The sequence below is a fragment of the Curvibacter sp. GW821-FHT01G03 genome, from assembly GCF_059422285.1.
Map to the genome: position 1 here is coordinate 12,019 of NZ_JBWKWP010000026.1, position 20,516 is coordinate 32,534.

Below are 20,516 nucleotides of genomic sequence, written 5' to 3' on the forward strand. Positions count from 1 at the left end.
CGCACAGACCAACAAAAGGGTTTTTTCAATGAGTAGCACGGTTGCCGTTCTGGGCGCTGGCATGGTGGGCGTGTCTTGCGCGCTGGAGCTTCAACGGCGTGGCCACCAGGTCACCCTGGTCGACCGATTGGGGCCCGGACGAGAGACCTCCTACGGCAATGCGGGTGTGCTGGCCCGCAGCTCACTGATCCCTTTCAACAACCCTGGCCTGTGGGCCAGCCTGCCCACCCTGCTCAAAAACCGCACGGCCCAGTTCCGCTACAACCCGGCCTTTCTGGCGCGCCACCCGGGCTGGGGGCTGGGCTTTCTGGCCCGGGCCCGGCAGGCCCCCTTCCAGCAGACCGCCGCGGCCCTAGACGCCCTGATCCGACTCAGCCAGCCAGCCCATCGCCAGTGGTTGGCGGAGGCAGGGCAGGGCCATCGCCTGCGCGAGAACGGCTGGATCTTTCTGTACCGCAGCCAGGCCGCCTTCGATGCGGGCCAATTGGGGCGCGACGCCCTGGCCCAGTTCGGCGTGCAGACCGAGCCTCTGGATGCTGGTGCCCTGCATGCGCTGGAGCCGCACCTGCGCCCCCTGTTCCCCCGCGCCCTGTGGGTGCGCGATGCGGCCTCGGTCGACAGCCCTGGTGCCGTGACCGAAAGCTATGCGGGCCTGTTCACCGCCCGTGGCGGGCGCCTGCTGCAGGCCCCGGTGCAGGGCCTGGCCCGCACCGGGGCTGACGGTGGCTGGCAGGTTGATCTGGGTGAGGCCGGCCCGTTGGCCGCTCAGCGCGTGGTCCTGGCCCTGGGCCCTTGGAGCAAGGGCTTTTTGCAGCAGCACCTGGGCCTGTCGGTGCCCATGGCTTTTGAGCGCGGCTACCACATGCACTACGCGGCCGAGGGCGAGGCCACCCTGAGCCGGCCCGTGTACGACAGCGCCGGCGGCTACGTGCTCTCCCCCATGGCCCAAGGCCTGCGCCTGAGCACTGGGGTGGAGCTGACCGAGCTCGACGCCCCCCCCAACCACACCCAACTGGGGCTGGCCGAAACCGCTGCCCGCCAGGCTTTTGGGCTGGCAGAGCGGCTGGAGTCCCAGCCTTGGCTGGGCCGACGCCCCACCTTGCCCGACAGCCGCCCTGTGATCGGCGCGGCACCCGGGCGACCCGGGTTGTGGCTGGCCTTTGGCCACCAGCACATCGGCTTCAGCACCGGGCCCGGCACGGCCTTGCTGCTGGCGGCCTTGATGGACGGCCAGTCCCCGCCGTTGGACGCCACACCCTTCCGGCCAGAGCGCTTTGTGCGCTGAGGCCAGCGTCCAGGCCTCGCAGAGTACCTTTCGTCCGCTACAGTGGACGCATCGCGCCCCTGGCCCAGGCCAGAGGGCCGGCCTCCAGCCTTGAACCTTTGCATCCCCCATGGACGTCAAACTCGACGACACCGACCGCCACCTGTTGAGCCTGCTCCAGGCCAACGCCCGTGAACCCGTGGCCAACCTGGCGCGCAAGCTCCAGATCGCCCGCACCACTGTGGCCGCGCGCATCGCGCGCCTGGAGCGTGAGGGCGTGGTGGCCGGCTACGGCGTGCGCCTGGGCCAGCCGCTGGAGCGGGCGGCCGTGCGCGCCTGGTGTGGCCTCAGCGTCAATGCCAAAAAGGCCAGCGCCGTGCTGCAGGCACTGGAGCGCCTACCTGAGGTGGAAGAGTTGTGTGCCGTCAGCGGCGCCTTCGACTACCTGGCCCTGCTGTGCTGCAACACGCCCGAGCAACTGGACCGCCTGCTGGACCAACTGGGCCAGATCGAGGGCATCCACCAGACCCACACCTCGCTCATCCTCAGCCGCAAGATCGACCGCCGCAGCCAGGTTTGAGCGGGTTGACGCGTCAGGCGAACACCGAGCGCGTCACCGCCAGCAGCTCCTGGCACACAAAGCGTGCCAGCGGGTCAGAGGCGTCGCGCCGGTGCGTCACCATCGAGATCGGCAACACCAGGGTGCGCCAGGGCAGGGGCACGATCCTCAGATCGCCATGGCTGCCGAACAGGCGCGTCAACATATCGGGCAGCACCGCCACCAGCGGGCTTTGCTTGACCACAAAGGGGATCGACAGCGGGTTGGCCGTGTGGGCCACCACCTGCCGAGTCAGGCCCAACTGCTGAAACACCTTGTCCACCAGGCCCGGCCCATCGCCGGCATAGCTGGTGTGGATGTGGGGCAGCCGGGCCAGATCCGCCGGCCGGGGGCGGGCCGGCACCTGCAGCAGGGTCGGGTTGTGCACGCAGCTGAAACCCGAGCGAAACAACAGCACCGGCTCGTGCACGCTGCGCAGCCGGGGGAAATGCCCCAGCGCCATGCGGATTTCGCCTGCGTCCAGTTGCTCCAGCTGTTGCCAGGCCGGCACCGGGCGCACCGACAGGCTCAAGCCTGGGGCCTTTTGCCGCAAGGCGGCCACCAGGCCGGGCAATAGCAGGGCCTCCAGCGGATCGTTCAGGCACAGGTCAAAGCGCTCCTGCACGCGCAAGGGGTCAAAGACGGCCTCGCTCAGCGTCATGGCCTGGGCCTCGGCCAACCACTGGCGCACCCGCGGTGCCAGGGCCTGGGCGCGGGCCGTGGGCACCATGACCGCCCCTTCGCGGTACAGGATGTCATCGCCCAGCCACTCGCGCAGCCGGGCCAGCGCGTGGCTCATGGCCGGCTGCCCCAGGCACAGCCTCGCTGCGGCGCGGGTCACGCTGCGCTCGGCCACCAGGGCATCCAGCGCCACCAGCAGGTTCAGGTCCAGGCGGCGCAGCGCGGTGTGATCAAAATCAGCCATGTTGATGTTGTGCATCAGAACAATCGATTGGCGTGATTGTGCCGCTCTGGGCAAACTCAAGCGAGATCATCGTTTCTTCAGCCTGCTGCAGGGCTGCCTTTTGCCCATGTCTGTTGCTTCCGTTTCCACCCTTCAGGTCGCTCGCGATCGCCCTTCCACCGCCGCGCTCTTGCTGGCGCTGGCCGCCGTGACCAGCGTGGAGTTTCTGGAGAACGGCCTGGTCCTGTTCGGCGCCGGGCCCATCATGGCGGGCGCCGGGGTGTCGGCCTCGGCCTTTGCCCTGGTCTATGCCGCCTATGGCGCCGCGGCCGTCTTCATGCTCTACAAGCACCAGTGGGTGGTCGAGCGCCTGGGCTACCGTCGTTTTGTCGGCCTGTCGCTGCTGGTGTTCGGACTGGGCTCGGGGGTCTGCGCCAGCAGCCCGGCCGATGGCAGCGTGCTGTCACTGGCCCTGGGTCGATTGCTGCAGGGCCTGGGGGGCTCCACCTTCTTCGTGGCCGGGCGCATGCTGATCAATGAGTTGCCGCCGGAGCGGCGCTTCCACGGCCTGCTGACCTTTGTCTGTGCGCTGCTGGGGGGCACCGCGCTGGCGCCGTTGGTGGCCGCCGGTCTGCTGGGCCTGGGGGGCTGGCGGGCGCTGTTCGGGTTCGGCCTGGTCTGGGCTGCGCTGGTGGGCTGGGCTGCCAGGGCCTGCCTGCCGGACCAGCGCAGCGCGCCCCACGAACGCTCGCAAGAGCATTGGGCCTGGCTGCTGGTCGTGTTGGCCGGTGTGTGCGGCCTGCAATGGGTGATCCAGCAGATCCCGCTCCAGCGCGCCGACGAGCTGCCCGCGCAGGGCTTGGCCGTGGCCCTGCTCTCGACCTTGGTGCTCAGCCTGTTTGCCTGGCGCCAGTGGGGGCGCGAGCGCCCCCTGATCAACTACCGTGGGCTGGTGCAGCGGCGCTACCTGGTGGGCCTGGTGTTCTATGCCCTGGGCTACTTTTTGGCCGGCGCCATGGGTTTGCTTCTGCCCTGGATGCTGCACCAGGAGCTGGGTCTGTCTTTGCTGGCCACGGCCTTGTGGACCTCTCTGGGCCTGTTGAGCAGCGTCGGCATGGCCTTGCTGCACATCTTTGCGGCGCAACGCTGGCCGCGCCACCAGGGCTACATGCTGTCGGGGGTGCTGCTGCAGGCGCTGGCCTGCCTGCTGCTGTCACAGGTTCAGGGGGGTGGGCCGGGCTCGGGTTGGAGTGCGCTGGCGCTGGGGCTGGGCACGGTGCTGAGCGGCCTGTCGCTTCCCCTGTTCATCGGCCCGGTGGCCCAGGGCACCTTTGTGGAGCTGCCCCAGGCGGTGTTCTCGCACGGCTACCAGGTCAAGAACATCGTGCGCCAGCTCAGCCTGTCTTTCAGTGTGGCACTGCTCACGGGTTTGTTGCACCAATTGGGCGAAGGCCGCCTGGCCAGCCTGGGGGGTGCTTTGCAGGGCCTGGGGGCCTGGCTGGGCACGCCGGTGGCCCAGCCGGCGGCCTGTGTCTTCTTGTTGCTGGCCTGTCTTTCCGTACCGCTGGCCCTGGCCGTGCTGCTGCAGCGCGTGTTCCGCTAGGTGGGATGCGCAGGGCGCGCCGCCCGGGCATTTACGACATTTTTGCGCCCGGCCTGCCAGCTTCATCGGCATTTTTACGCGCTCCTTTTTAAGCTCATCCCCGAGTGCCAAGCCCCCAAGGCACGTCGGAACCCACGCATGAGCCTGTTCGCTTTTCTCTTGTCACCCTTGCACACGGCCGGCCCGCGCATGGCTGCCGCCGGGCATCGCCCACCTGCTGCCCCGGCAACCCGTTCGCTTGAAAGAATGCGTGTCACCGTGGCCGCCTGCGAGGCGGCCCAGGCGCGCCAGGCCGTGGCGACCTGCCCGAACAGCCGCATCGAATGCTGCCTGCCCTGGCCCGCCGATGCCCGCGTGCAGCTGCACATCAGCCACCCGGCAGGGCAGGCGGCCGCTTTGCGGCGCTGCCTGCAGCGCGCAGTGCCCAGTTGCGACTGGGGCTCGATAGACCCCCCGCTACACCCTCGGCTCAACCCTCCGCTCAATCCACCTTCGCCCCGGCACCGCTGAGGGCTCAGCCCCCGGTGCCAGAGCGTGCTCAGTGCTTGCACTGCAGCTACAAGGCGTTTGCGCGGCCGCCTGCCGATGACCCATAGCCGTGCACAACCTCCATCGCCATCACCGGATGGCACCCCTTCCATGATCAAGACAAGCCACGTTCTGGCGCCCCTGGCGCTCACCCTGTTTTGCAGCGCCGCCCTGGCGCAGGCCAGCGGCGAACCCGCTGCTGCCGACGCCTCGGCACACACGCTCACCGGCAATCTGAGCCTGGTGTCGGACTACCGCTTTCGGGGCATTTCCCAAAGCTGGCGCCAGCCGGCCGTGCAAGGGGGCTTTGACTACACCCATGCCAGCGGCTGGTACCTGGGCAACTGGAACTCCAGCGTGTCGTCCAACAGCTACAACAACGGGGCCAGCCTGGAGGTCGACCTCTATGGCGGTTACCGCTTTGATCTGGCGCCGGAGTGGGGCGCCGACCTGGGTCTGCTGCACTACCTCTACCCGAGCGCACGCCTGAACAGCGCACCGGCCCAGCCGAGCGCCAACGCTTACGACAACACCGAGCTGTACGCCGGCCTCAGCCACGGCCCTTTCAGTGCCAAGCTCTCGTATGCGGTCAGCGATTATTTCGGCCTCAAGGGCGACACTGCCGCCTATGCCTACTGGAGCGCCTTGCCCAATCGGGGCGGCTCGCGCGGCAGCACCTACCTTGACCTCAACTACAACCTGGATCTGGGGGACCAGCTCACGCTCGGCCTGCACCTGGGGCACACCTCGGTGCGCCATTACGGCGAGCTTTCTTACACCGACTACAAAATCGGCCTCGCCAAAGATTGGCATGGCCTGAACTTTGGGGCCGCGCTGGTGGGCAGCAACGCCGACACGGCGTACTACCAGGCGGGCAATTCGGCCGGGGCCGACGCCAGAAAGCTGGGCCGCCCCAGTGTCGTGCTCTCGCTGGGCAAGACCTTCTGAGCGTCGCCGCCGCTTCGTCATCAAGCGCCGCGTTTCGGGTCTGAGGCGCGGCTGCCCAGGGGTTCCGGGCAGGCTGCCGCTGGCCGCCAGATTCACGCACGCAACTGCCGGCGGCAGCGGCGTCCTGCCCCGGGGCCTTGGCGGCTCGCGCACCTCGATCCGTGCGGTTCAGCTCACCGGTTCCAGGCTGGGCTGTGGGTTCAAGGCCTGCCTGGCGGCCCGCACATCAGCCCATATATCGGCCCCCACATCGGCGGATTGGACTGGCGCGTCGACCCGGCCCAGCGCCTGGCTCAGGCGGGCCTGGGCCTCGGCCTGGCGTGCCGTGCCTTGCCACAGCCGGGCCAGCGCGGTGGCGCAGCGCAAGGCCAGCAGGTGGGCGTCCTGGGTCTGGGCCAGTTGCCAGCCCTGCTGGTACAAGCCGGCCACCTCGGCGGGGTCGGCGTGCGGCTGGCTCAGCAGTGCATCGCCTTGCAGGCGCAGAAAGTCGGCCACCAGGTGCAGGTCGTGGTTGGCCTGGGCGCGCGTCAGCGCATCGCGGGTCACGGCCAGGGCCTCATCGCTGCGCCCCAGGCGCAGCAGTGCGTCAGCCAGGATGTGCATGAACGTCAGCTCGATGATGCGAAACGCCTGCCGGGCACCGGCCACGCCCTGGTGCAGGGTGTCCAGGCCGCGGTCATCGCCCTGGGTGGCCAAGGTCCAGCCCAACACCGTGGCGCCACCGGCTTGCCACAACAGCAACTGGTGGCGCTGCCCATGGGCCAGCAACTCGTGGCTCAGCGCTGTCGCACCCTCCAGGTCGCCCAGGTGGCGGTGCAGCACCGCAGCGCAACCCAGCGCATAGCCCAGGCTGTGGGCGTGATCCAGGCGGCGCGCGTGCTGCAGGTTCTCCTGCGCCAGGGTGCGGGCCGACTCCAGCCGCCCCTGCAGCCAGCAGACCCAGCTGAGCAAGGCCCGGGCAGCCACGCCGATGTCTTCGCCAAAGCGGCGCACCAGGGTGTTGCCTGACACCTGGCGGCTCAGCGCCACGGCGGCCTCCAGGTGGGCCTGGGCCTGCACCAGTTCGCCCAGCCACAGGGTGTTGTTGCCATAGGCATAGGCCACGGCCAGCTGGGTGGCGGCGTCGGGGCTGGGGCCGGCCTGGTCGCGCAGGCGGTCGGCAAACTCCAGTGGGTGTTCGTCGGCGCTGCTGCGTCCCACCATCCACAGCCCCCACATCAGGGGGAAGCGGTCCTGCTCGGGTGGGGCCAGCGCGCTCAAGGCCCAAGCCTGCATGAAGCAGGTCTTGGCGGTCTCGGAGCCATAGCCTTCGGTGGCCACCAGCAAGGTGCCCAGGGCCACCTGCAGCTCCAGTTCGGTGCGCACCCGGTAGGCGTCCGTGGGCGGCAGGGCCTGCAAGGCCACCAGCCCCGCCTGAAAGTCGTGCAAGGCCTCGGCGTGGGCCGAGCGGTCGGCAGCCTGCCGGCCGGCGGCCAGCCAGGCCTGGGCCGCGCCCGGGTCGGTGGCTTCGCTCAGGTGGTGGGCCAGGATTTCGGGGTGGGCCTGCAGGCGTTCCGCAAAGTGGGTGCGCAGCACCTGGGCCAGCCGGGCGTGGATGGCCCGGCGCTCGGCCTGGGCCAGCGACTGGTAGGCCGTATCGCGCACCAGCGCATGCTTGAAATGGTAGGCGCCGCTGCGCTGCCGGCGCAGCAGGCCCGAGCGCAGCAGGGCCTCCAGCCCGTCGGCCACCCGGTCGGCCGGCTCACCCAGGGCCAGCAGCAAGGCGTCGCTGAAGTCACGCCCGATGGCTGCCGCCAGCTGCGCGATGTGTTTGGCCGGCCCCAGGCTGTCCAGCCGGGCGGCCAGCACATCCCACAGCGAGTCGGGCACTTGCTCGCTCAGGCCCGCCAGCCAGGCGCGGGTCAGTTCTTCCACAAACAGAGGCACGCCATCGGCCCGGCTGACGATGGCGGCCTGCCAGGCCTCGTTCAGGGCTTGGGCCCCAGCCAGGGCCTGCACCAGTTCACGCGCGGCGTGGGTGGACAGCGGGCCCAGCGTCATTTCAGCCATGCCGCTGTGCGCCAGGGCCGGGGGCAGGGCCTGGCGTGACGTGGCCAGCAGCAGCACGGGGGCCCCCAGGGCTACCAGGCGGGCCAGGGTTTCCAGCGTGGCCGCGTCGGCCCAGTGCAGGTCGTCCACCCAAAGCAGCATCGGATCGCCCCGGCCCAGGGCCACGATCAGTTCGCACAGCAAGGCTTGCTCGTGGCGTTTGCGCTCGGCCGGGTGGGTGTCGTCCTGGGCGGCAGCTTCGGGGGGCAGAGGCCTGTTGTCCAGCAGCCCCAGCAAACGTTGGAGCTGGTCCGGCTGCTCCAGGCCCAAGGCGGCCAAGGCCTGGCCCAGGGTTTGCTGGTTCAACGAGGCGGCATCGCGGTCCAGCCCCAGCCATGCGGGCAGGCTCTCGAGCCATGCGAAGTAGGGCGTGTGGGCCGATTCGGCCTGGCAGCGCAGTGTGAGCACCTGGGCACCCTCCTGCTGCACCTGGCGGGCCAGTGTGGCCGCCAGGCGTGATTTGCCCAGCCCGGGTTCGGCACGCAGCAGCAGGGCGGCGGCCCGCCCGCCCTGGCCCACCTGCTGCCACAGCTGGTTCAGTTGCGCCAGTTCGCTCTGTCGGCCCAGCAGCCGGGGGGGCTGGGGCTCACTCGCCTGCGGGTGGGCGGGCAGGGGCCGCCGGCCCAGCAACAGGGCGTGCGAGGGGGCATCAGGGCCCTCCTGCATGCTCAGCTGGAAATGGTTGTGCAGCCGCCGTTGCAGTGTCGGCCCCAGCACCAGTCCCCGGGCAGGGGCTTGCCAGGCCAGGCGACGAGCCTCTCGGGCCAGGGTGCCTGCTTCGTCGGGCCGGTTGGCATCGCTGCCGCCATGGCTCCAGCCCACGTGCAGGCCAACCCGCCAGCTCAAGGCGCCCAAGGGCTGCCAAGCGGCGGCCAGGTCCAGCGCGGCTTCGGCGGCGTCCCGGGGCGCCTGCTCCCGCGCCACCGGGTGGCCAAAATAGGCCAGCAGCTCGGCGCGCTCGGCCAGGGCCACATGGGCTCCGCGCGCCTGCAGGCTGGCCTGCGCGCTGCTCAGGGCCTGCTGCAGCAGGGTGCTGGCGTCGTCGCCGGGGTGGTGCAGGTCCAGTTCGGCCACCAGGGCCACCAGCCGGCGCCGCTCGACCCTGGCCGGCCGCTCCGTGCCGGCGGGGGCCTGGCTTTGGCACTGGCGCTGGATCTGCTCGGCCAGTTGCAGGGTCTGCGGGCTGGGGCGCACCCCCAGCTCTTGTTCCAACTGGCGCTCGAAGGTGTCGAAGTGGGCCAGGGCTGCCTCGGGGCTGTGGCGGGCCAGCAGCCGCATGCAACTGCGTTGCAGCGATTCGCGCCAGGGCTCCAGCTCGATGGCACGCCGGGCATGTTGAAGGGCGCGCGCCGCTTCGTGGCGCTGTTCGTGGTGGGTGATCAGCTCCTCCAGCAAGGCCAGGGCCCGCCGATGCAATGCATCGCGGCGTGCCAACAGCCAGGCCTCGAACTCGGGCGCATCGGGCAGGCTCAGCCCGCTCAGCAGGGGGCCGCGGTACAGCGCCAGTTGCTGCTCCAGCCGCAGGGCCAGTTCCTCCGGGCTGATCACCACCGCAGTGGCACTGCGCTCGAACGCCGGCACGTCGAAATGGATCAGTGCCTGGTCGCTCAGGCGCAGGGCACGGTGGCCGCCACCAATCCAGTCAGCCCCGGCCGGGCCCAGGCTGCGGCGCAGATCGAACACGCAGCGGCGCAGATTGGCCCGGGCCTGTTCGGCCTCCAGGTCGGGCCACAGCAGAAGGGCCAGGGCCTCGCGCGGGTGCTCAGCAGGCTCCAGGGCCAGGTAGGCCAGCAGGGCGCGCACCTTGTCGTACGGAAATGCCAGCACCGGGCCCTCGTCGAGGCGAACCTCGAAGGGACCGAAAAACCGCAACGACAGACCTGCCCCGGGAGCACTTGAAGAGAGAGATGTCACCATTCAACAAGCCGCTCGTCTGGCCGTGGCGGGGCTAAATGTTAAAAATTGATTCTAGATGGACGGTCGATTCCCTCTGGATGGGTTTGCATTTTTGTTACCAAATGACACCTGAAAGCCGGTGCGGCGGCCGGAGGCCTTAGCGGGCAAACGACTGTTTCAGAAACTCGATGAAGGCGCGCACCCGGGTGGCCGATTGGTGGCGCTGCGGGTACACCGCATGGACGTCGGCATCGGGTGTGGCGTAGCCCGGCAGCACCTGCACCAGGCGACCACTTTGCAGATGGCGCTCGATGTCCCATTCGGCTCGCATCAGGATGCCGTGCCCCTCCAGGGCCCAGTTGACGGCAATTTCACCGTCGTTGGTGCTCAGGGTACCGCGGGTCTTGATCGATTCGGTGCGGTCTTGCCGACCCCGCAGCGGGGTCAGGCGCCACAGGCCATAGGCCTCTTCGCCCTGGCGGATGCCGATGCAGTTGTGCCCGATCAGGTCGTTGGGCACCTTGGGGGTACCGAACTTTTTCAGGTAGGCCGGGGCTGCGCAAAGCAGGCGCCGGTTGGGGGCGATGCGCTGGGCAATCACCCGCGCATCGGGCGGTGCGCCGAAGCGGATGCAGACGTCGTAGCTGTCGTCGGTCAGGGCTGGCGGGTTCACCGACAGCTGGAGCTGAACCTCCACCTTGGGGTAGGTGCGTGCGAAGCGCGAGATGATGGGGGCGATGTGGGTGCGCCCGAAGCCCAGGGTGGCATTCACCCGCAGCAGGCCGCTCGGGGTCGAGCGCGAGACACCCAGCAGCTCGGCCATGTCGTCGATCTGACCCAGGATGCGGCGTGCATGGGCCAGGTACAGCTCGCCCTCGGGCGTCAGGCTCATGCGGCGCGTGGTCCGGTTGATCAACAGCACCCCCAGCCGGGCCTCGATCTGGGCCAGGTGCTTGCTCACTGCCGGGGTGGTCACCCCCAGTTCGCGGCCCGCGGCGCTCAGGCTGCCAGCACTGGCCAGCACCGAGAAAAACCCCAGGTCGGCAGGTTGAATGAGCTCGGACATGGCGTGATTGTTGAATTCAAGTAAACGATGGTTTCACTATAGCGGCGCGCCAACGGGCCCGGGCCTCCCTACAGTGACAGCACTCAATTTCTGTCGGAGACCCACAGCCATGAAGACCTATGCGATCGCAACCATCCCCGGCGACGGGATTGGCAAGGAAGTGGTGCCCGCAGGCCAGGCGGTGATGCAGGCCCTGGCGGCCACCGGCGCTGGCTTCGGTTTCGAATTCGAAAACTTCGACTGGGGCGGTGACCACTACCGCCGCCACGGCGTGATGATGCCCGCCGATGGCCTGGAGGCCCTGCGGGGCAAGGACGCCATCCTGTTCGGGTCGGCCGGCGATCCTGACATTCCCGACCACATCACCCTGTGGGGCCTGCGCCTGAAGATCTGCCAGGGCTTTGATCAGTACGCCAATGTGAGGCCCACGCGCATCCTGCCGGGCATCGATGCGCCGCTCAAGCGTTGCCGGCCCGAAGACCTGAACTGGGTCATCGTGCGTGAGAACTCCGAGGGCGAGTACTCCGGCGTGGGCGGGCGGGTGCACCAGGGCCACCCGATCGAAGCCGCCACCGACGTCACCATGATGACCCGGGTGGGCGTGGAGCGCATCATGCGCTTTGCCTTCCGACTGGCCCAGTCGCGGCCGCGCAAGCTGCTGACCGTGATCACCAAGAGCAATGCGCAACGCCACGCCATGGTGATGTGGGACGAGATCGCCGCCCAGGTGGCGCTCGAGTTCCCGGACGTGCGCTGGGACAAGGAGATCGTCGACGCCGCCACGGCGCGCATGGTGAACCGGCCGGCCACGCTGGACACCCTGGTGGCCACCAACCTGCATGCCGACATCCTCAGCGACCTGGCGGCGGCACTGGCCGGCAGCCTGGGCATCGCACCCACCGGCAACATCGACCCCGAGCGCCGCTACCCCTCGATGTTCGAGCCCATCCATGGCTCGGCTTTCGACATCATGGGCAAGGGTCTGGCCAACCCGGTGGGCACGTTCTGGTCGGTGGTGATGCTGCTGGAGCACCTGGGCGAGCACGATGCCGCGCGCCGCCTGATGGCCGCCATCGAAGCCGTCACCGCCAACCCGGCCTTGCACACCGGCGACCTGGGAGGCCGGGCCACCACCGGCCAGGTGACCGAGGCGGTGTGCGCCCACCTGGGGGCTACCTCGATCTGACCCGGTGGCCTGATCAGGGTGGCCGGATTTCAGTCCAGGCTGATTTCCACCCAGCCGTCGCGCTCGCGGGCTTCGAAGCGGTGGGCACACAAGCCCTTGGCCCCAGCCATCTGCCCGCTGCGCACATCAAAGCGCAGGCCGTGGGCCTGGCAGCGCACCCAATGGCCTTCCAGTGTGCCGAAGGCCAGCGAGGCGCCCGCGTGCGGGCAGGCGTCTTCGAGCGCATGGAGGGTGCCGTCGACCCAAAACAAGGCCAACTCGCGCCCGGCCACGCGCACCAGGGCCCGACCCTGCTGGCGCAGGGTCTCCAGGGGCAAAACGCTGACCCACTCAGCCATGGCTGTGCAGCCCGGCCCATTGCATCAGCCCATAGAAAAGGACGGCCAGAAACAGGGTTTCCAGGAGCATCAGCAGCACTGGCTTCCAGCCCACCGAAAGAATGTCCTTCAGATGGGTTTTCATGCCGATGGCCGCCATGGCGGCCACCAGGCAGGCCCGCGAGGCTTCATTGCCGGCCTGGGTCAGGGGCCTGGGTAGCCAGCCTGTGCTGTTGACCATGACCAAGGCCACAAATGCCACTGCAAACCAGGGCAGCAAGGGGGGGCGTGTGCCCCCTTGGGCCATCCCCTGGGCCCCATCCGGGGCGGCCCCCGGGGCATCCCCTGGCGTCTGGCCTTGGCGCTGGGTGCGTTCGTGCTGCAGGGTCATCCAGGCCGCAAACGCGATCACCGGCACCAGCATGGCCACGCGCATCAGCTTGATCACCGTGGCGGCATCGCCCACCTCGGTGCCCATGCTGTAGCCGGCACCCACCACCTGCGCCACATCGTGGATCGTGCCGCCCAAAAAGAAGCCGGCGTTCAGTGGGTCCAGTTGCAACCAGCGCACCACCAGGGGGTACAGCACCATCGCCAACGTCGACAAAGTGCTCACGCCGATCACCGTGAACAGCGTGGCGCGCTCTTTTTGCGGGTGCTGCGGAAACGCCGCCGCCAGGGCCAAGGCCGCCGAGGCGCCACAGATGGCCACAGCCCCCCCGCTGAGCAGGCCGAAGAATTTCTGAAACCCCATGAGCTGCGCGCTCACGATGCCAAAGCCGATGGTGGCCACCACAGCCACTACCACCATGGCCACCGGTTGCCAGCCCATCGACTGGACCTGGGCGGCCGTGATCTTCAACCCCAGCAAGGCCACGCCCCAACGCAGCACCTGGCGCGCTGCGAACTCGATGCCTGGGCGGCAGCGCCCCTCTTGCGACAGAAAATTGACCGCCATGCCCAGCAGCAAGGCAAACAGCATCACCGGCGCGCCATAGTGATCCGCCAGAAACAGGGCTGCGACGGCCACGATGGCGCTGATCAGCAGCCCCGGGCCCAGCAAGGCCAGGCGTTCACGCCACGCGCTCATGCCGCCACCTCGGTGGCCGTGGCCGGCTGCAGCAGCTTGTCCTGGAACTGTGCCCGCAAGGGGTGCTTGAGCATTTTGCCCGTGGCGCCCAGGGGGATGTGGTCCACGAACACCACGTCGTCAGGGGTCCACCATTTGGCAATGCGCCCCTCGTAGAAGGCCAGCAGGCTGGCGCGATCCAGTGAGGCGCCGGGTTTGAGGCTGACGATCAGCAGCGGGCGCTCATCCCATTTCGGGTGGCGTGCCGCGATGCAGGCCGCCATGGCCACCGCCGGGTGGGCCATGGCAATGTTCTCCAGCTCGATCGAGCTGATCCACTCGCCCCCAGATTTGATGACATCCTTGCTGCGATCCGTGATGTTCATGAAGCCCTGCGGGTCCACCGTGGCCACGTCCCCGGTTGGAAACCAGCCGTGGCTGCCGTCGCCCACCAGCGGGCTCGGGCCTGGCGAACCCAGGTAGTCTGCAGCCACCCAATGGCCGCGCACCAGCAGCTCACCCGCCTGGCAGCCATCCCAGGGCAGTTCCTGCCCCTCGGCGTCCACGATTTTCAGGTCGATGCCAAAAACAGACCGCCCTTGCTTGGCCTGCACGGCCCGGCGCCGCTCCTTGGGCCAGGCCAGTTGCTCGCCTTTCAAAACGCCGATGGTGCCGATCGGGCTCAACTCGGTCATGCCCCAGGCATGGATCACCTGCACCGCATGTTGTTCCTCGAACGCCTCCAGCATGGCCGGTGGACAGGCCGCACCGCCGATCACCGTGCGCTGCAGGGTTGAGAACCGATGGCCGCCGGCCTGCATGTGGGTCAGCAGGCCTTGCCACACCGTGGGCACGCCGGCGGCAAAGGTCACGCCTTCGGCCTCGAACAGGGCGTGCAGCGATGCGCCGTCCAGTGCCGGGCCCGGAAACACCAGCTTGGCGCCCACCATGCAGGCCGAGTAGGGCAGGCCCCAGGCATTCACATGGAACATGGGTACCACGGGCAAGATCACGTCGCGGGCCGACAGGTTCATGGCGTCAGGCAAGCCCGAGGCCAGGGTGTGAAGCACAGTGGAACGGTGGCTGTACAGCACCCCCTTGGGGTGGCCGGTGGTGCCGCTCGTATAGCACAGCGACGAGGCACTCAGCTCGTCGAGCTCTGGCCACTCGAAGTCCGGGCTGGCCGCATCGATCAGGTCCTCGTAACACAGCAGGCCTTTGAGTGGCGTGGTCTGCGGCATGTGCGATCGATCGCACATCAGCACGAAGTGACGCACCGTGCCCAGCCGGGCCGCCACTGACTCCACCAGCGGCAAAAAGCTCAGATCGAAGCACAGCACCTGATCCTGGGCATGGTTGGCGATCCAGGTCAGTTGGTCAGGGTGCAGGCGCGGGTTCAGGGTGTGCAGCACCGCGCCACTGCCCGACACGGCGTAGTACAGCTCCAGGTGGCGGTAGCCGTTCCAGGCCAGGGTGCCCACGCGTTGACCGGCCTCGACCCCCAGGTGGGCGATTGCCTGCGCCATGCGGCGCGACCGCTCGGCCAACGCCCGATAGGTGTAGCGGTGCACATCGCCTTCGACGCGGCGGGACACCAGCCACTGGTCGCCGTGGTGCCGTTCCGCGTGACGCAGCAAGGCAGAGATCAGCAGCGGTTGCTGCATCATGAGTCCGTTCATGGTGGGGGTCCTACGAGGTTTCAAAGAAGTGGGGCAGGCGTGCGCCTGCCCAGGGTGCCGGGCGGCGGTGCAGGGGGTTGGGGTGTCGCGCGCGGGGCCGCGCGGCTCAGGGTCTGAGGCCTCGGATCGAGGCGGCGGGGGGCGGGGCGAGTGGCTATGGGTCCATGGCGATGGGCTGTCCGCTAGGGGCGGTCAGCCATCGGCACAGGTGGGCGTCTCCGCCGGGCTCAGGGGTTGAGCTGGATGTTGAAGGTTCGCACGATGGCGCCATTGCGCTCGTAGTCAGCCTTCATCAACTGGGCCAACTGGGCGGGTGTTTGCGGCGCTTCGGTCTCAAAGCCTGCAGCGGTCATGCGTTCACGCACCTTGGGGGCCTGGGCGGCCCGGGCGATCACGGTGTGGATCTTCTCCAGCAGCTCGTTGGGCAGGCCTGCCGGCGCGATCACGGCCAGCCAGTTGCTGAACACCAGGTCCGGGTAGCCTTGTTCAGCCAGTGTGGGGACCTCAGGCAGCAGGGGCGAGCGCAGCTTCGAGGCCACGCCAAAGGCGCGCAGCTTGCCTGCCTGAACCATGGCGCGTGAGGTCACGATGCCATCGAACATGATCGGAATCTGCCCGCCCATGACCTGGGTGAGTGCGGGCGGTGAGCCGGCAAACGGGATGTGCTGCAGGTCCAGACCTGCCTTTTGATTCAGGATCATGCCGGCGTATTGCGAGCTGGTGCCCGCGCTGTACGAAGCAAAGCTGAATTTGCCCGGGTTGGCCTTGAGGTAGGCCACCAGTTCTTTCATGTCTTTGGCCGGCAGGGCCGGGTTGCCGACCAGCACCATGCCGGCGCGGGCCACCACGGCCACTGGCTTGATGTCGCGCAGGGGGTCGAAGCCCGTTTTCATGACGTGCGGAATCTCGGTCAGCACATTGCTGGCGGTCAGCATCAAGGTCTGCCCGTCAGGGGGCGCGCTCTTCAACGCCTGCGCGGCAATGGCGCCACCAGCGCCAGGGCGGTTGTCCACGATCACGGGCTTGCCCAGCTCCGTGCCGAGCTGGTCCGCCATCAGGCGGGCAATGACGTCCATGGTGCCGCCGGCGGGTGCCGGCACCAGCAGGGTCACGGGGCGGTCTGTCCAGGCCATGGCCGAGGGCAGGGCCAGCGCCAGCGCGGCGGCACAGGCGGCTCGGCGCGTCAGGGCGCTGAGGGTGTGAAGGTTCATCTTTGTCTCCTGATGGTTGGGGGCCGGTCGGGTTCAAGGGACCGTGCATGGTCTGTTTCAGCCATGCCGTCATCGTAGGCAGGGCGGTCGGCCGATGCTTGATAATTTGGGACATCAAGTTTCGAATTTGGGACATTTCATGGCGCTCACCCTCCGCACCGTGCGCAGTGCCAGCCTCAGCGGCTACCCAGACCTGGCGCAGTCCCTGGGCTTGAACGCGCCTGCCATGTTGCGCCATGCGGGCTTGCCACCGCGATCGCTGGACGACCCCGAAACCCTGGTGTCCGCAGACGCCGTGGCCCAGTTGCTGGAAGACAGCGCGCATGCCAGCGGCATCGAGGATTTCGGGCTGCGCCTGGCCGCGGGGCGCACCTTGTCCAACCTCGGGCCGATTGGCTTGGTGATGCGCTCCGAGCCGACTGCGCTGGCGGCCTTGAACACCTTGTTCCGCTACCTGCGCCTGCTCAATGCCTCGCTGCTGACCCGCCTGGACAGGCTGGCCGACACCGTCACCATCCGCGAGGCCTTGCTGGTCCCGCGCTCGGCGTCCATCCGCCAATCCACCGAGCTGGCGCTGGGGGTGATGTTCCGCATCCTGAAAGAGTTGCTGGGCCCCGAATGGCAGCCCCTGCGGGTGGCGTTCATGCACCGGCCCCCCCGGGACGAGGCGCGCCACAGGGCATTTTTTGGGCCCACGCTGGCCTTCAACCAGGACTTCACCGGCATTGTCTGTTCGGCCGCACAGCTCGACGTCGCGCTCAATCACAGCGATCCGCACATGGCACGCTTTGCCCTGAAGCTGCTCGACCAGGCCCTGAGCCGGCAACCCCAGCAGGCCCATGAAACCGTGCGCCAATTGATCGTGGCCTTGTTGCCTGGCGGACGTTGCACGGCCCAGCAGGTGGCGGCCCATCTGGGCGTGGACCGGCGCACCCTGCATCGCCACCTGAGCCTGGAGGGCGTGACCTTCTCTCGACTGCTCGATCAGGTTCGGCAAGAGCTGGTGCAGCGTCAGCTTGAGGCCAGTGACCTCCCGCTGAATGAGGTGGCGGGCCTGCTCGGGTTCTCAGCACCCAGCGCCTTCGCATACTGGTTTCGCCTGCGTTTCGGGTGCAGCGCTTCTGCGTGGCGTCGCGGGCAGGATCTGCTGCGCCTGGATGCGCCGCCATGAGGACGGTGATTGCCCGAAATGGGTGGCAAACCAGCGGGTGAAGGCGCTGGGGGTGCTGTAGCCCAGCAAATCGGCAATCCGCGTCATGTTGTACTGGGCATTGGCCAGGTAGCGTTGCACCAGCTCGCGGCGCACTTCATTGAGCAGGTCGGTGAAGCTGGCCTGGTCCTCATCCAGCTGGCGCTGCATGGTGCGCACGCTCAAACCCAGGCCCTGGGCCACGCACTCGCTGTTGGCCCGGCCCATGGGCAGCATCAGGTAGATGGCCTGGCGCACCGCCTCGGTCGTGCTGTGCTGGCTGTTTCTCGGCAGTGACTCCAGAAACCGCTGGGCATAGCTGGCCATCACCGGGTCTGCCGAGGGGTTGGGGGCATCCAGGTCGGCCGACGAGAACACGAAGCCATTGAACTCGCTGCCGAACTCGACCCGACAATCGAAGACCCTGCGGTGAACCGACAGGTCGGCTGGCGCCGCGTGGGTGAAGTTGACGCTGTGGGGGTGCCAGGCGCCGCCCAGGAAAGCCGCGCACATTCGAAACAACACCCCGATGGCCAGCTCGGTGGCCTGCGGCGACAGCATGCCCACCACCACCTCTTCGCGCACGATCACCATCTTGCCCACGTTCTCGAGTTGCATGGCCAGGGACTCGTTGAGCAGGTGGCGGTATTGCAGCAGCGTGGCCAGCGCATCGCGCAAGGTGGCCTGGTGGCTGATCAACAGGCTGACCACGCCAAAGTCGGCCAGTTGCCGGGCCTGTGCCATGCGCAAGCCAAAGGTCGGGCATTGCGAGGCCCGGGCAGCGGCCTCCAGCAGGTTCACGGCGGCCCGCGACGGAATGCGTTGTTCCGGGTCTTCGATCAAGGCCCGTGTCAATCCCGCCTGGCGCAGCACGTCCTGGGGGTTCAGGTTCACGGCCTGAGCCACTTCCAGAAACTTGGTCAGGACAGCGGAGCGAATCAGGTGGGCCATCGGTTCAGGGCGCTTTGTGGGGCTGGGTTTGGCATGAAATGCAAAGTTTGAGACATGTTTTGCAAAGCCGCCAGTCGGGTCAATCCCTAGAGTTGCCTCATTCATTGACGCCTTTGCAGGAGACAAGACCATGGCGCTCGCCGTTCGCATGCATGAAACCGGAGGACCCGAGGTGCTCCGCCTCGAAGAAGTGGCCGTGGGGGATCCCGGCCCAGGCCAGGTCAGGCTGCGGCACGTTGCCGTGGGCCTCAACTACGCCGACACCTACTTTCGCAACGGCACCTACCCGGTGCCCCTGCCCAGCGGCATCGGGGTTGAAGCGGCGGGTGTGGTCGAGGCCGTGGGTGAGGGGGTCGACCACCTGGCGCTGGGGGACCGTGTCACCTACACCGGCTTTCTCAATACCCTGGGGGCTTACTGCACCGAGCGGGTCATTCCGGCGGCACCGCTGATCAGGCTGCCGGCCGAGATCTCCTGTGAAACCGCCGCCGCCATGACCATGCGCGGCCTGACCTCGGCCTACCTGATGCGTCGGATCCACAACTTCCAGGCCGGCCAGACGCTGCTGCTGCATGCCGCTGCGGGCGGCGTTGGCCTGCTGGTCGCTCAATGGGCCCGGTTGTTGGGCGTGAACGTGATCGGCACCGTGTCCAGCGAGGCCAAGGCCGAAGTGGCCAAGGCCCACGGCTGCGTGGCCACCATCAATTACAGCCATGAAGACGTGGCCACCCGGGTGCGCGAGATCACCGGTGGCGTGGGGGTGGACGTGGTTTTCGACAGCGTGGGGCGCAGCACCTTCATGGCCTCGCTCGACTCGCTCAAGCGCCGCGGCCTGATGGTGTGTGTCGGCACGGCCAGCGGCACCATCCCGCCCTTTGATCCGCAACTGCTGGCCATGAAGGGGTCTCTGTACCTCACGCGACCGGCCCTGGCGGATTACATCGCCGACCCCGCTGAAAAGGCCGCGCTGGCCAGCGAGGTGTTCGGGCACGTGGCGGCAGGCCGCATCCGCGTCGACATCGAGCACCGCTATGCCCTGCAAGACGCCGTGCAGGCGCACCGGGCACTCGAATCACGCCAGACCACCGGGTCGTCGATCTTCGTGATCTGAGCGACCACCACCAAAAGACCGACAGGAGACATGACATGAAAATTCAAGCACTGACCTGTGCCATTGGTGCCGAGGTCCAAGGCGTGAGCCTGGCCGATGCCGCGCGTGACGAGGGCTTGTTCGCCGAGATCCGGGCTGCCTTGTTGCGCCATCGCGTGCTGTTCCTGCGCGACCAGGACATCACGCGGGCCGACCATGTGGCCTTTGCCCGTCGCTTTGGCGAACTGGAGGACCACCCCGTGGCCGGCAGCGACCCTGACCACCCCGGCCTGGTGCGCATCTACAAATCACCCGAGCAAGCCAACGATCGCTACGAAAACGCCTGGCACACCGACGCCACCTGGCGCGAGGCCCCGCCCATGGGTTGCGTGCTGCGTTGTGTCGAGTGCCCGCCGGTGGGGGGCGACACCCAGTGGGCCAACATGGTGCTGGCCTACGAGCGCCTGCCCGACAGCGTGAAGCAGCAGATCGAGGGCCTGCGCGCGCGGCACAGCATCGAGGCGACCTTCGGCGCGGCCATGCCGCTTGAAAAGCGCCTGGCCCTGAAGGCGCAGTTTCCTGACGCCGAACACCCCGTGGTGCGCATTCACCCCGAAACCGGCGAGAAGGTCTTGTTCGTCAATGCCTTCACGACGCACTTCACCAACTTCCACACGCCCGAACGGGTGCGCTATGGCCAGGACTACACCCAGGGCAGTGCCGCACTGCTCCAGTACCTGATCAACCAGGCCATGGTCCCTGAGTACCAGGTGCGCTGGCGCTGGCAACCCAACAGCGTGGCCATCTGGGACAACCGCAGCACCCAGCACTACGCGGTGATGGACTACCCGCCCTGCCACCGCAAGATGGAGCGCGCCGGAATCATCGGCGACAAGCCGTACTGACGCGCTGCAGGCCCTGTTTCAAGC

The 20,516-nt window shown here is 68.0% G+C and carries 17 protein-coding genes; 9 read left to right on the forward strand and 8 right to left on the reverse strand.

Features of this window, described 5'->3' with window-relative positions; genetic code table 11:
* Positions 1–28: 28 nt before the first annotated feature.
* Positions 29–1,285: an NAD(P)/FAD-dependent oxidoreductase gene (locus AC07VS_RS26315; protein ID WP_494752438.1), complete on the forward strand. Its 1,257-nt coding sequence runs from the start codon at positions 29–31 to the stop codon at positions 1,283–1,285.
* Positions 1,286–1,394: 109 nt separating this feature from the next.
* A complete protein-coding gene (locus AC07VS_RS26320) occupies positions 1,395–1,844 on the forward strand; it encodes an Lrp/AsnC family transcriptional regulator (protein WP_494658804.1) in 450 nt (149 codons plus the stop codon).
* Positions 1,845–1,857: 13 nt separating this feature from the next.
* Here the strand turns inward: AC07VS_RS26320 and AC07VS_RS26325 are convergent, their stop codons facing one another.
* Complete coding sequence (locus AC07VS_RS26325; protein ID WP_492350455.1) at positions 1,858–2,802, reverse strand: LysR family transcriptional regulator; 945 nt, start codon at positions 2,800–2,802, stop codon at positions 1,858–1,860.
* 91 nt (positions 2,803–2,893) lie between these two features.
* On the opposite strand from AC07VS_RS26325, the gene AC07VS_RS26330 reads away from it, so the two are divergent.
* The 3 genes from AC07VS_RS26330 (at position 2,894) to AC07VS_RS26340 (ending at position 5,845) form a co-directional block, all read left to right on the forward strand.
* Positions 2,894–4,369: an MFS transporter gene (locus tag AC07VS_RS26330; RefSeq protein ID WP_494752439.1), complete on the forward strand. Its 1,476-nt coding sequence runs from the start codon at positions 2,894–2,896 to the stop codon at positions 4,367–4,369.
* Between the two features lie 138 nt (positions 4,370–4,507).
* Positions 4,508–4,879, forward strand: a complete 372-nt coding sequence (locus AC07VS_RS26335; RefSeq protein ID WP_494752440.1) for a hypothetical protein — start codon at positions 4,508–4,510, stop codon at positions 4,877–4,879.
* A 129-nt stretch (positions 4,880–5,008) separates the two neighbouring features.
* Complete coding sequence (locus AC07VS_RS26340) at positions 5,009–5,845, forward strand: TorF family putative porin (protein ID WP_492350458.1); 837 nt, start codon at positions 5,009–5,011, stop codon at positions 5,843–5,845.
* 168 nt (positions 5,846–6,013) lie between these two features.
* Here AC07VS_RS26340 and AC07VS_RS26345 read toward each other — a convergent pair whose 3' ends face one another.
* Entirely contained in the window at positions 6,014–9,850 is a 3,837-nt protein-coding gene (locus AC07VS_RS26345) for an ATP-binding protein (protein WP_494752441.1), read from the reverse strand.
* Between the two features lie 136 nt (positions 9,851–9,986).
* Positions 9,987–10,895 (reverse strand): LysR family transcriptional regulator, encoded by a 909-nt coding sequence (locus tag AC07VS_RS26350; RefSeq protein ID WP_492350460.1) that lies wholly within the window; start codon positions 10,893–10,895, stop codon positions 9,987–9,989.
* Between the two features lie 109 nt (positions 10,896–11,004).
* Between AC07VS_RS26350 and AC07VS_RS26355 the strand changes: the two genes are divergently transcribed.
* Positions 11,005–12,081: a tartrate dehydrogenase gene (locus tag AC07VS_RS26355; protein ID WP_492350461.1), complete on the forward strand. Its 1,077-nt coding sequence runs from the start codon at positions 11,005–11,007 to the stop codon at positions 12,079–12,081.
* A gap of 29 nt (positions 12,082–12,110) precedes the next feature.
* Here the strand turns inward: AC07VS_RS26355 and AC07VS_RS26360 are convergent, their stop codons facing one another.
* The 4 genes from AC07VS_RS26360 to AC07VS_RS26375 form a co-directional block, all read right to left on the reverse strand.
* Positions 12,111–12,419, reverse strand: a complete 309-nt coding sequence (locus tag AC07VS_RS26360; protein WP_494658810.1) for a Rieske (2Fe-2S) protein — start codon at positions 12,417–12,419, stop codon at positions 12,111–12,113.
* Positions 12,412–13,488: a YeiH family protein gene (locus tag AC07VS_RS26365; RefSeq protein ID WP_494752442.1), complete on the reverse strand. Its 1,077-nt coding sequence runs from the start codon at positions 13,486–13,488 to the stop codon at positions 12,412–12,414. The genes AC07VS_RS26360 and AC07VS_RS26365 overlap by 8 nt, the downstream gene beginning before the upstream one ends.
* A complete protein-coding gene (locus AC07VS_RS26370) occupies positions 13,485–15,146 on the reverse strand; it encodes a 3-(methylthio)propionyl-CoA ligase (protein WP_494752443.1) in 1,662 nt (553 codons plus the stop codon). The genes AC07VS_RS26365 and AC07VS_RS26370 overlap by 4 nt, the downstream gene beginning before the upstream one ends.
* 227 nt (positions 15,147–15,373) lie before the next feature.
* Positions 15,374–16,357 (reverse strand): tripartite tricarboxylate transporter substrate binding protein, encoded by a 984-nt coding sequence (locus tag AC07VS_RS26375; protein WP_492350465.1) that lies wholly within the window; start codon positions 16,355–16,357, stop codon positions 15,374–15,376.
* 139 nt (positions 16,358–16,496) lie between these two features.
* Between AC07VS_RS26375 and AC07VS_RS26380 the strand changes: the two genes are divergently transcribed.
* The gene (locus AC07VS_RS26380; RefSeq protein WP_492350466.1) at positions 16,497–17,528 is read left to right on the forward strand and encodes an AraC family transcriptional regulator; all 1,032 of its coding nucleotides are present in this window, start codon (positions 16,497–16,499) and stop codon (positions 17,526–17,528) included.
* Here AC07VS_RS26380 and AC07VS_RS26385 read toward each other — a convergent pair.
* Positions 17,424–18,497 carry an AraC family transcriptional regulator gene (locus tag AC07VS_RS26385; protein ID WP_494658814.1) on the reverse strand — a complete coding sequence of 358 codons (1,074 nt, stop codon included), beginning with the start codon at positions 18,495–18,497 and terminating at the stop codon, positions 17,424–17,426. The genes AC07VS_RS26380 and AC07VS_RS26385 overlap by 105 nt on opposite strands.
* Positions 18,498–18,627: 130 nt before the next feature.
* Here AC07VS_RS26385 and AC07VS_RS26390 point away from each other — a divergent pair, with 130 nt between their 5' ends.
* Entirely contained in the window at positions 18,628–19,608 is a 981-nt protein-coding gene (locus tag AC07VS_RS26390; protein WP_492350468.1) for a quinone oxidoreductase family protein, read from the forward strand.
* Positions 19,609–19,643: 35 nt separating this feature from the next.
* On the forward strand, positions 19,644–20,492 hold the full coding sequence (locus AC07VS_RS26395) for a TauD/TfdA dioxygenase family protein (RefSeq protein ID WP_492350469.1): 849 nt from the start codon (positions 19,644–19,646) through the stop codon (positions 20,490–20,492).
* Positions 20,493–20,516: the final 24 nt, after the last annotated feature.

Bases quoted from the DNA above. Each gene is read 5' to 3' on its own strand.
- AC07VS_RS26350 (WP_492350460.1), bottom strand. From the start codon at position 10,895: ATGTCCGAGCTCATTCAACCTGCCGACCTGGGGTTTTTCTCGGTGCTG.
- AC07VS_RS26360 (WP_494658810.1), bottom strand. From the start codon at position 12,419: ATGGCTGAGTGGGTCAGCGTTTTGCCCCTGGAGACCCTGCGCCAGCAG.
- AC07VS_RS26330 (WP_494752439.1), top strand. From the start codon at position 2,894: ATGTCTGTTGCTTCCGTTTCCACCCTTCAGGTCGCTCGCGATCGCCCT.
- AC07VS_RS26370 (WP_494752443.1), bottom strand. From the start codon at position 15,146: ATGAACGGACTCATGATGCAGCAACCGCTGCTGATCTCTGCCTTGCTG.
- AC07VS_RS26390 (WP_492350468.1), top strand. From the start codon at position 18,628: ATGGCGCTCGCCGTTCGCATGCATGAAACCGGAGGACCCGAGGTGCTC.
- AC07VS_RS26385 (WP_494658814.1), bottom strand. From the start codon at position 18,497: ATGGCCCACCTGATTCGCTCCGCTGTCCTGACCAAGTTTCTGGAAGTG.
- AC07VS_RS26320 (WP_494658804.1), top strand. From the start codon at position 1,395: ATGGACGTCAAACTCGACGACACCGACCGCCACCTGTTGAGCCTGCTC.
- AC07VS_RS26340 (WP_492350458.1), top strand. From the start codon at position 5,009: ATGATCAAGACAAGCCACGTTCTGGCGCCCCTGGCGCTCACCCTGTTT.
- AC07VS_RS26335 (WP_494752440.1), top strand. From the start codon at position 4,508: ATGAGCCTGTTCGCTTTTCTCTTGTCACCCTTGCACACGGCCGGCCCG.
- AC07VS_RS26315 (WP_494752438.1), top strand. From the start codon at position 29: ATGAGTAGCACGGTTGCCGTTCTGGGCGCTGGCATGGTGGGCGTGTCT.
- AC07VS_RS26380 (WP_492350466.1), top strand. From the start codon at position 16,497: ATGGCGCTCACCCTCCGCACCGTGCGCAGTGCCAGCCTCAGCGGCTAC.
- AC07VS_RS26395 (WP_492350469.1), top strand. From the start codon at position 19,644: ATGAAAATTCAAGCACTGACCTGTGCCATTGGTGCCGAGGTCCAAGGC.
- AC07VS_RS26355 (WP_492350461.1), top strand. From the start codon at position 11,005: ATGAAGACCTATGCGATCGCAACCATCCCCGGCGACGGGATTGGCAAG.
- AC07VS_RS26365 (WP_494752442.1), bottom strand. From the start codon at position 13,488: ATGAGCGCGTGGCGTGAACGCCTGGCCTTGCTGGGCCCGGGGCTGCTG.
- AC07VS_RS26325 (WP_492350455.1), bottom strand. From the start codon at position 2,802: ATGCACAACATCAACATGGCTGATTTTGATCACACCGCGCTGCGCCGC.
- AC07VS_RS26375 (WP_492350465.1), bottom strand. From the start codon at position 16,357: ATGAACCTTCACACCCTCAGCGCCCTGACGCGCCGAGCCGCCTGTGCC.
- AC07VS_RS26345 (WP_494752441.1), bottom strand. From the start codon at position 9,850: ATGGTGACATCTCTCTCTTCAAGTGCTCCCGGGGCAGGTCTGTCGTTG.